The sequence below is a fragment of the Leuconostoc sp. genome, from assembly GCF_965300815.1.
Genome location: NZ_CBDKZH010000005.1, coordinates 17,145 through 27,037 on the forward strand (window position 1 = coordinate 17,145; position 9,893 = coordinate 27,037).

The 9,893-nt window shown below is 44.9% G+C and carries 9 protein-coding genes; 2 read left to right on the top strand and 7 right to left on the bottom strand.

Going from position 1 to position 9,893, the window contains the following annotated elements:
• Positions 1-2: 2 nt before the first annotated feature.
• The gene (gene prfA / locus ACW12G_RS00890; RefSeq protein WP_455647064.1) at positions 3-1,076 is read right to left on the bottom strand and encodes a peptide chain release factor 1; all 1,074 of its coding nucleotides are present in this window, start codon (positions 1,074-1,076) and stop codon (positions 3-5) included.
• 101 nt (positions 1,077-1,177) lie between these two features.
• Positions 1,178-1,783 carry a thymidine kinase gene (locus tag ACW12G_RS00895; RefSeq protein ID WP_055307443.1) on the bottom strand — a complete coding sequence of 202 codons (606 nt, stop codon included), beginning with the start codon at positions 1,781-1,783 and terminating at the stop codon, positions 1,178-1,180.
• Between the two features lie 224 nt (positions 1,784-2,007).
• Here ACW12G_RS00895 and ACW12G_RS00900 point away from each other — a divergent pair, with 224 nt between their 5' ends.
• Both ACW12G_RS00900 and ACW12G_RS00905 read left to right on the top strand, forming a co-directional pair.
• A complete protein-coding gene (locus tag ACW12G_RS00900) occupies positions 2,008-3,366 on the top strand; it encodes a MurT ligase domain-containing protein (RefSeq protein WP_455647065.1) in 1,359 nt (452 codons plus the stop codon).
• The gene (locus tag ACW12G_RS00905; RefSeq protein WP_147000981.1) at positions 3,366-4,097 is read left to right on the top strand and encodes a type 1 glutamine amidotransferase; all 732 of its coding nucleotides are present in this window, start codon (positions 3,366-3,368) and stop codon (positions 4,095-4,097) included. The genes ACW12G_RS00900 and ACW12G_RS00905 overlap by 1 nt, the downstream gene beginning before the upstream one ends.
• 45 nt (positions 4,098-4,142) lie before the next feature.
• Here the strand turns inward: ACW12G_RS00905 and ACW12G_RS00910 are convergent, their stop codons facing one another.
• The 5 genes from ACW12G_RS00910 to ACW12G_RS00930 all read right to left on the bottom strand — a co-directional run.
• On the bottom strand, positions 4,143-4,331 hold the full coding sequence (locus tag ACW12G_RS00910) for a hypothetical protein (protein ID WP_010000837.1): 189 nt from the start codon (positions 4,329-4,331) through the stop codon (positions 4,143-4,145).
• 45 nt (positions 4,332-4,376) lie between these two features.
• On the bottom strand, positions 4,377-6,221 hold the full coding sequence (locus ACW12G_RS00915; protein ID WP_029509519.1) for an APC family permease: 1,845 nt from the start codon (positions 6,219-6,221) through the stop codon (positions 4,377-4,379).
• A 192-nt stretch (positions 6,222-6,413) separates the two neighbouring features.
• Entirely contained in the window at positions 6,414-7,136 is a 723-nt protein-coding gene (locus ACW12G_RS00920; protein WP_455647066.1) for a gamma-glutamyl-gamma-aminobutyrate hydrolase family protein, read from the bottom strand.
• Positions 7,137-7,155: 19 nt separating this feature from the next.
• Positions 7,156-8,760, bottom strand: a complete 1,605-nt coding sequence (locus ACW12G_RS00925; protein WP_455647067.1) for a peptide ABC transporter substrate-binding protein — start codon at positions 8,758-8,760, stop codon at positions 7,156-7,158.
• 123 nt (positions 8,761-8,883) lie between these two features.
• Positions 8,884-9,893: 5-methyltetrahydropteroyltriglutamate--homocysteine S-methyltransferase (locus ACW12G_RS00930; RefSeq protein WP_455647068.1), on the bottom strand; the 1,010-nt coding region annotated here is incomplete at its 5' end.

Consider the following 9,893-nt stretch of genomic DNA (forward strand, 5'->3'; position numbering starts at 1 on the left):
TGTTAGGCGTTATTGAGTTCAGCGAGCTTAGCTGTTTGATCCGCAATGATTAACGCATCAACGACTTCCCCTAATTCACCGTTCATCACGCGATCCAACTTGTTTAATGTCAAACCAATGCGATGATCTGTGACGCGGTTTTGTGGATAATTGTATGTCCGGATACGTTCTGAACGGTCTCCAGTCCCAACGGCAGACTTACGCTGTTCGGCATAGGCGGCTTCATTTTGTTGCGCGTAAAAATCATACACACGACTGGCCAGCAACTTGCGCGCCTTATCACGGTTTTTAATTTGCGTCCGTTCTTCTTGCATTTTCACCATGATACCAGTTGGCTTGTGAACCAAACGAACTGCCGTTGACACTTTGTTGACGTTTTGACCACCAGCACCACCTGAACGGAAGAATTCTTCTTCCAAATCAGATTCAGCCAATTCAAAATCAATGTCTTCAAATTCAGGCATCACACCCACCGTCGCCGTTGATGTGTGAACACGCCCTTGCGTTTCGGTTGATGGGACGCGCTGCACACGGTGCGCACCTGATTCAAACTTTAACTTCGAGTACACATTATCGCCAGTAATCATCACAGCGACTTCCTTGTAGCCGCCAACTTCAGTCGTAGATTCATCAATAATACTCAATGTCCAGCGTTGCTTTTCGGCGTAACGACGATACATGTCTAACAAGTCCGCGGCAAATAATGACGATTCATCCCCACCAGCAGCCCCACGAATTTCCATGATAATGTTTTTATCATCATTGGGATCTTTCGGTAACATTAAAATTTTCAATTGGTCTTCCAATTGCGCTTTTTCTGGCTTTAAGTCAGCTAAATCTTCTTTCGCTAATGGTGCCATTTCGGCATCATCGAGTAATTCTTCTGCTTCTTGAATTTCTTGAATGACTTGTTGGTAACGGGTATAGACTTCAACCGTCTCACGCATTTCCCCCGCTTCTTTTGACAATGCCATATATTTTTGGCCGTCACTTGCCACTTCTGGGTCGGCTAATTGTTCGTTAAGTTCATCATAACGATCAACAACCGTTTGTAATGATTGAAAAATTGGATCCATCGTTCACTCTCCTCTTCACAGTGGTACACCAACTGTTTAACTTAGCCACTGTACCCTGTTGTTATTGTGATAATTTATGTTGAAAAAATAGCTTTTTGTCTTTACTTATCCACAGGAAACATCTCGGCAATTTTAGCCAAATCGGGCACGTACCAATGATGACGGCAGGTTGGAATATAAGCTTCATCGCCACCAATAAAGAGCTGTTCCCCAGAACGTTGTGGCTTGCCGTCAACAATCCGTAATTGCGTTGTCGCTTTTTTACCGCAAAACGAGCAAATCGTCTTCATTTCTTCCAGCTTATCAGCCATTTCGATGAGTCGTTTTGACCCTTCAAACAAGTGATTAAAGGCATCTTGTTTTAAACCAAATGCCATCACTGGGATATGGAGATGATCCACGACTTTGGCTAATTGATCCACTTGTGTTGCGGTTAAAAATTGCGCTTCATCAATCAAGGCCACGGCAAGGTTGTCGCTTTGCTTGGCCTTAATTAAGTCATACAAGTCATCCGTTGGCTTAATCGCTAAAGCTTCGCGCGACAAACCAATCCGACTGGCCACAACGCCCACACCGGCACGGGTATCCACAATCGGCGTCATTAACAACACTTGACGTCCCTGTGATTCGTAATTATGCGCAACTTTCAGGATTTCAATTGATTTACCTGAACTCATTGCCCCATATTCAAAAAATAATTGTGCCATCATCATCCCGTGTCCCAAGTTGCCTCAGTTTATGACACGTCGCCTCCTGAAAAGTTTGTTTGCTGACTTATTTTGTCACTCCTTCCTATTATAACAAATGCCAAACGATAACAGGCGCTTTTTCACACCAGAACACAGGTCGATTAGCTTTTTTAACATTTCATCAAAAATTCCCATCTCAAGGCTACGCGTGGTAAAATGATAATCATGAAAGTGGGGACATTATGACACTTAAAAGTACAATTGCACGCGCGACTGCTAGAAGCGCCTATTGGTTTTTGCATGACGTGATGCACCGTGGTGGCACAAGTCTACCCGGCAAAATCGCGGTCGCAATCGACCCAGATATTCTCAAATCAATCCAACAGGATTTCGACCTTGTGGTGGTGACTGGTACAAACGGTAAAACGTTGACCACTGCCCTCATCACGCGCGTCTTACAAGCTGGTGGCTATGAAGTTATCACCAACCCATCCGGTTCTAACATGATTCAAGGGATTACCGGCACATTGGTGACGACACCAGTCAAGCCTTCTCCAAACGGTAAAAAGCCCGTGGCCGTCTTGGAAGTCGATGAAGCTAACGTTGAAAAAATCACCTCAGCAATCAAGCCAAAAATGTTTGTGCTCACAAACATTTTCCGAGACCAACTTGACCGCTACGGCGAAATTTATACAACGTATGATAAAATCATCGCCGGCATTCAGCATGCACCCGAAGCGACAGTATTAGCCAACGGTGATTCACCAATCTTTACCCGTGGTGATTTCCCAAACAAGCGCCAATATTTTGGCTTTAATCATATCCAACCGGCCGATTACCAACCACAAGTGGCGCCAATCAACACTGATGGGATCTTATCACCGACCGATCATTCTGTCTTACACTATGATTTCATCACGTACGCCAATCTTGGTCAGTATTTTAGTGTCACCGATGATTTCAAGCGCCCACCATTGGCCTATCAGGTGACCGAAATTGACGAATTGACCCCAACTTATTCAACTTTTAGCATTGACGGGACACCGCTTCGCATTGAAATTGGCGGGCTCTACAATATTTATAATGCCCTAGCTGCTTATGCTGTTGGTCGTGAATTCGGTGTAACGCCTAAACAAATCAAGACAGCTTTTGAATCAAATGCACAGATTTTTGGCCGTCAAGAAGCCATTCATGTCGATGGCAAGGATGTCACAATCGTTTTGATTAAAAATCCGGTTGGGACCAATTCTGTCATTGATATGATGCGGACCGAAACGGCTGATTTCTCACTATTGGCGCTGTTAAACGCCAATTATGCGGACGGTATTGATACCAGTTGGATTTGGGATGCCGAATTTGAAAAGCTGCATGACACCAAGCTCAAAGCCGTCGCTACTGGCGGTGAACGCTATCGTGATATTCGCGTGCGTTTGAAGATGGCTGGTTTTGCTGACCAAGCCGTCTATGAAGATTTGACCCAAGTGATTGATGCCATCAAAGCCTTACCAACCGATAAGGTCTACATTGCAGCGACTTATACGGCGATGCTACAACTTCGTGAACAACTTGGTGCAGCTGGCTATATTAAAGGAGGTTTCTAATGACCGAATACCAACTCAACGTTGCGCACCTTTATGGTAATCTGATGAACACCTATGGTGATTATGGGAACATCATTGCCCTCACCTACTATGCCAAGCAAATCGGCGTCGCTGTTGATTATCAATTGGTTTCACTTGGCGACGAATTTGATGACCAAGCCTTTGATTTTGTCTTGTTTGGTGGCGGACAAGATTACGAAGAAACGATTGTCGCCGAAGATTTACCTGCAAAAGCAACTGCCATCAAACACTACATCGAAAATGATGGGCCACTGCTGGCTGTTTGTGGTGGCTTCCAATTACTCGGTCATTATATGGTGATGGCCGACGGCACGCGTGTCGATGGCATTGGCGTCATGGATCATTATACGACCAATATGTATGATGACCAATTAACAGTATTATCCGGTAAGCGCCTCACTGGTAACATTGTGATTGAAAATAATGACACTGGTGAAAAATACCATGGGTTTGAAAACCACCAAGGTCGTACGTTCCTCGGCGAAGGTGAACGTGCTTTGGGTACTGTTATTTCTGGTAATGGTAATAACGGGATGGACAAAACTGAAGGTGTGATTTATCGTAATGTTTATGGCTCATACTTCCACGGCCCAATCTTTACACGTAATGGTAATTTAGCTAAGCGCGTTCTGGCAACGGCTTTGCAACGTAAATATCCTGACGTTGATTGGCAAGCCCGATTGGACCCAGTCCCAACTGAAAGTTTCTAATACAAAAACTGCGGCAAACTGATGATGATCAGTTTGCCGCAGTTTTTATTTTTGCTTCGTTGTGGGCGTTTCCGTGTTTTGTGACGCCTTTTGTTGTTTTTTTACCCGATCGACTTCACGATGATACCAACGCATAATCAGAATTAAGCCACCCGTTGATATCATCATCGCAATGACGACCCAAATGAAAAACAGTATTAACTTCGTATCTTGTGTCATGATTGTTATCGGCATGCCAGCTCAAGCACATGCCACTCCTTATTGTTGCGCTATCTACCACTATTCTGATAGGTGATAATAATAGGTTGAGACTGAAATATCCGTCCGTGCGGCAAACGCCGTACGCAGACGTAACGAGTTCTGGTTATGCAAAATATTTTGCCAAGGTTTTTTTGGCACAAATTGTGGCACTAAAACCGTGACTGAATGATTGCGCTTTTCCGCTTGTTTCACCACTGCATCCACGAAACTAGTGGCTGGCTTAACAATTGAGCGGTAAGACGAATGAATATCCACATAGCGGACATCAGGGAAATCCAACTTGAACTGCGTTGAGGTTTCCAATTCTTTTTTCGGATTTACATCAAAACTCACGTGCATCGCCACCACATAATCGCCAATAGATAGCGCATAATCGATCGCTTCGGTTGTCACTTTAGTGATATTTGATACCAAGACAATGACGGTCGCCCCATCATAATGATGCCGCACAGCATGTGAATTTTTCGCATAGGCTAAACGCAGTTGACGCGCAATGCTCGTATAGTGATGCTTAATTTTTAGGAACATGTACATGATAATGGGCATAATCAAAAGATATGGCCAAACATGTTCAATCCGTGTGGCAAACAACGTGACCACCAATACCGCTGAGATAAAGGCCCCAACAAAATTGATCAAGGCTTTCAGTACCCAGCGCGTTGGCTTCTGCCGCCACCAATGAATAATCATCCCCGACTGTGACAGGGTAAACGGTACAAACACACCGACCGCATACAACGGAATCAACGCATCTGTGGAACCATGGAAAATCAGCAACAAAATAATCGCGCCAAAAGCCAGTGATAAGATACCGTTAGAATAACCGAGGCGATCGCCTTTATCCATGTAGAGATGTGGTAGATATTTGTCGCGCGCCAAATTCAACGCCAACATGGGAAAAGCCGAAAAGCCCGTATTGGCTGCTACAGCTAAGATCAAGGCCGTGGCCAATTGAATAATGTAAAAGCCCATATTATGCCCGCCAAATGTTTTGGCAGCAATTTGGGACAAAACTGTTGAATGACTATTGGGCACAATGCCATACCAGTAACTCAAAAACGTGATGCCACCAAAGAATGTCGCTAAAATCAGTGCCATTAATGTGAGCGTTGTCGCCGCATGCCGTTCTTTTGGTGCCCGAAAGTTTGGTACCGCGTTAGAAATCGCTTCCACACCTGTCAAAGATGACGACCCACTTGAAAAGGCACGCATAAACAAGACTAATGATAGACCAGAAAAACTGGTCCCCACGCGTGCCGCAGCATGATACGGCAATTGGCCCGTGGCTGCCTGAAACACACCCCAGATAATCATGATCGCTAAGACAATGATGAAAAAGTAGACGGGGAACATCAGGAAGTTCGCACTTTCCCGCAAACCACGCAAATTCATACCAGTCAGTAACACGACTACGAAAATTGAGAGCGGCACCACATAGGGATTTAACATTGGAATCGCTGCAGTGATGGCGTCAGATGCCGCCGATGCTGATACGGCAACCGTTAACATATAATCAACTAGTAACGATCCGCCGGCAACTAATCCCGCTTTCGCCCCCCAGTTTTCACTGGCAACAGCATAAGCACCACCGCCTGAAGGGTATGCATGGATAATTTGTCGGTAACTCAAGACAATAGCTGCCAACAAAATCAAAACTAATAGCGCAATCGGCAGTTGCAACCACAGCGCTACGGCGCCCGCAGCAACCAAAGCAGCTGTAATGGATTCCGTCCCATAGGCCACTGATGACAAGGCATCAGATGACAGCAGCGCTAACGCTTTAGTTTTCGACAATGACTGGCCACCCTCATCTAACGTTTTGAGTGGTTTGCCGATGATGATTTTCTTAATGTATTGAAACATGTTCTTCTCCAATGAACGTGATGTGCCAAAACGGCAACAATTAACACAACTAGCCAATGAGCGATCAGGTTCATCAACCTCATGTTTCACGCTAATGCCAGCAAGGCTTTAAAAACGCTGCAACATTACTCATCACATTTTACGCTATTTCATCGCGTAAAAAAAGCCGTTAATTTAACGACTTGCAAAATATTAGACGTTTTCAACTTTTGCAACAAAGGCATCAAAAACATCTTGCACTGCATCGTCTGTCATACGGAGCATTTCCGGATGCCATTGCACAGCATAGATATGCCGTGTTTCATCTGAAAAGGCTTCAATAACACCATCCGAACTTGTCGCATCCAAAGTTAGCGATGGTGCCAATGTTTTCACTGCTTGATGATGAAAAGAGTTCACTAGCGCATCAGGCGCTACGATCGGTGTTAACCAATTATCGCGTTGCCAAACCAAGCGATGTGTTGGCGTGGACCACTTCGTTGGGTATTGATCATGCTTTACACGAAGTTGTGCATATTGAGTGGCCAAATCTTGATAAAGCTTGCCACCAAGGCCCACATTGATCACCTGCGCCCCGCGGCAAATACCAAAGACGGGCTTGCCCACTCGCACGGCTTCGGCAAACAAGGCAAATTCAAACGCATCGCGATAGCGATCAATTTCACCGATAGCTGGGATTGGTTCTTCACCGTAATAATCAGGGGTCACATCTTGCCCACCCGCTAACACCAAGGCATCGATACTTGCCACATAGTCAGCCGCCAGTTCTGGGGCACTAATTGGTAAAATCATGACCAATGCCCCGGCTTCTGTCAGGGCAGCGGTATAATTTTTTTGAATATAGTTCACATAATTCGTCCCAAATTTGGGGTTTGGATGAATGGTGTGGTTCCCAGCAATCCCAATCTTTTTCATAATAAAACTCCTACGTCGGTTATTTTTCTGTTGCATATTGATAACTTTGGTATCCAATCACAGGATAATTTAAGTTTTTAATCGTCTTTTTCTGCAAATGTACATTGGCTACTTGATATAGCGGTGTGACCCCATTCAAGTCATTATTCAATTTAGCCGCTTGCTGCTCTAATTGATAACGCGCATCATTGGCTTCGGGCTGTTGATTAATTTTCTGAATAAAGGCGTCATATTGGGCGTCATGCCATTTTGTAAAATTAATCGCACCGTCTGAATAAGCGGTATCTAAGAAATCAATCGGATCATTATAATCAGTTGACCAACTCAATGTGCCAGCTTGAAAATTACGATTGTTAAAGGCTGAAATTTCCGCATTTAACGGCATCCGATTAAGATTAACGGTCACATCCGGCAATGTGCTTTCAATACTTTGCTTCAAATAAAGCCCAGCAGCGCGATAAGCATCCGTATCAGCCGTATTAAGTGTCAACGTCAGCTTTTTCTCGCCGATTTCTGCTTGTGCTTTTTTCAAATAATCTTGTGCTTTTGTCTTATCATTTGGTAACGCCAATCCCGCATTAAAGTCTTGGCCGTGCACCTTAACTTCGCCACTTGGGACAATAGACTGCGCCGCAGTTGACCCATCAGCTAAAGCTTGATCGGCTAGCACACGTCGATCAATCGCATAGCTCACCGCACGTTTGAAATTGGTATTCCCAGCTACTTTATCTTGCGCGTTCCAAACAATGAAGGCCATCCGGCCCTTTTTCTGAGACTTGATCTCGTCAGCATAATGTTTCTTCAAATTGGTTAAAATACCACCAGATATTTCTGCTTCATCAACATTACCTGACAAAAATTGTTTGCTGGCCAAAGTGGCATCGGTCACCAAGGTTGTTTTGATCGTATTAAAATGGACTTTTTTGGCCTGCGCATAATACGGATTCTTCACATATTCCCAAGTTGTGGCCGATTGATTCCATTTTTTAATCATGTATGGCCCGTTAGAAACCGTTGTTTCAGCTGTTTGGCCATATTTATGCCCGTAAGCTTTGACCTTAGCGGGGTTAATCGGATAGAGCTGATTAGCCAAAATAAAATTAAAGTAAGGCACTGGCTGCGACAGGGTGATTTTAACTGTGCGGTTGTTAACAGCTTGAATCCCTAAGGTATCAATACTAGCACCCTGTTTCCTAATGGCGTCATAGTTAGCCAAATCTTTAAAATGATTGGCACGCGTTGATTTAGACGCTGGGTCGACCTGTCGTTTCACCGAAGACACAAAATCTTGTGCCGTCACCGTTGTCCTGTCAGACCATTTCTGGTTCTTTTTTAACGTCAACGTATAGACTGTGTGGTTGTTTGTTGGTTGCACAATCTTTTCGGCCATTCCCGGAATGATTTGGCCTGTGGCATCTGTCGTATACAAACCTTGCAGCGTTTGTACCTCAGCCAAATTGGACCCAATGTCATCGGCAAAATTTGGATCTAATGTCGTAATTGGATTTTGTACCGTGACCTTTAGCGTTGCTGGGGTTGGTTTTGTCGTACCCCGTTGGTACAACACAGCCCCACCAACCAGCAACACGGCGATCCCCGCACCGATTATTGTTTTTCGTTTCATACACTTCCCCCATAAACGACTTGCAGCCAACGCTACCCACAACATTAGAACTTGTTTGGTAAAAAATGATCATCTTCAAATAAATAATTCGAGTATAGCGCAAGTCGTTTCAGCGGGCAACGATTATGCTTTATAGCCCCAGACTTGCGTTAAAATATCGCGTACAAGCGCCAATTTAGCCCATTGCTGGTCTTCTGTCAGCACGTTACCTTCCTCAGTTGACGCAAAGCCACATTGGGTCGATAACCACAAGCGCTCTAATGGTAAATACTGCGCCGCCTCATAAATGCGGTCAATAATCACCTGTTTATCTTCAAGTTCACCTGTTTTGGTCGTGATTAAACCCAGCACAACCCGTTTATCACCAGAAACCTTGGCTAGGGGTGCAAAACCACCTGCGCGGTCAGAATCATACTCTAAAAAGTAGCTCGCCACATTTTCCTGACCCAAAAGTTCATCAGCCACCAGATCATAGCCACCACTCGCCGCCCAGTCAGAATGATAGTTCCCACGACAAACGTGCGTATTAATCACCAAATCATCCGGTAAATCGGCTAATGCCCCATTATTAAGGGTTAAATAAAGTGTCTTTAACTCGGTCACACTAACGCCGTTACCAGCCATCAGCACGCCGAAATGTGGATCCACGAGCATCCCCCAAGTACAGTCATCGAGTTGAATGGTGCGCGCACCAGCATCATAAAGTGCTAAAATTTCGTCATGATATACCCGTTGAATGGCCGCATGAAAGTCAGCATCATTGGTATAAAACCGGTGGACACGTTCCGCATTTTGGCCACGCACTAATTCCGCAAAGAATTGCGCTGGCGACGGGAGCGTCACTTTGGCAGCGACACCATAACGATCAGCAATAGCTTTAAGAAACTTAAATTCACGAATAAGCGGATGCGTTGTCGCATCAAAACCCAACGGACCGGTGAGGTGGGCCGAATCGTCTCGCGTTTCTTCATGGGCAAATTGATACCCTTCACCAAATTTAAACCGTTCAACGCCTTCAAATCCCCAAAAGTTATCAAGATGCCAATATGAGCGCCGGAATTCACCGTCTGTGACGACATCCAAACCGGCCGCCACTTGTTGGGCCACCAAAGTGGTGATCGCCGCGTCTTCAG

What these genes read in the sequence shown, in the direction of transcription:
- ACW12G_RS00895 (WP_055307443.1), bottom strand. Translation starts at nt 1,783, where the DNA reads ATGGCACAATTATTTTTTGAATATGGGGCAATGAGTTCAGGTAAATCA.
- ACW12G_RS00920 (WP_455647066.1), bottom strand. Translation starts at nt 7,136, where the DNA reads ATGAAAAAGATTGGGATTGCTGGGAACCACACCATTCATCCAAACCCC.
- prfA (WP_455647064.1), bottom strand. Translation starts at nt 1,076, where the DNA reads ATGGATCCAATTTTTCAATCATTACAAACGGTTGTTGATCGTTATGAT.
- ACW12G_RS00915 (WP_029509519.1), bottom strand. Translation starts at nt 6,221, where the DNA reads ATGTTTCAATACATTAAGAAAATCATCATCGGCAAACCACTCAAAACG.
- ACW12G_RS00925 (WP_455647067.1), bottom strand. Translation starts at nt 8,760, where the DNA reads ATGAAACGAAAAACAATAATCGGTGCGGGGATCGCCGTGTTGCTGGTT.
- ACW12G_RS00905 (WP_147000981.1), top strand. Translation starts at nt 3,366, where the DNA reads ATGACCGAATACCAACTCAACGTTGCGCACCTTTATGGTAATCTGATG.
- ACW12G_RS00900 (WP_455647065.1), top strand. Translation starts at nt 2,008, where the DNA reads ATGACACTTAAAAGTACAATTGCACGCGCGACTGCTAGAAGCGCCTAT.
- ACW12G_RS00910 (WP_010000837.1), bottom strand. Translation starts at nt 4,331, where the DNA reads ATGCCGATAACAATCATGACACAAGATACGAAGTTAATACTGTTTTTC.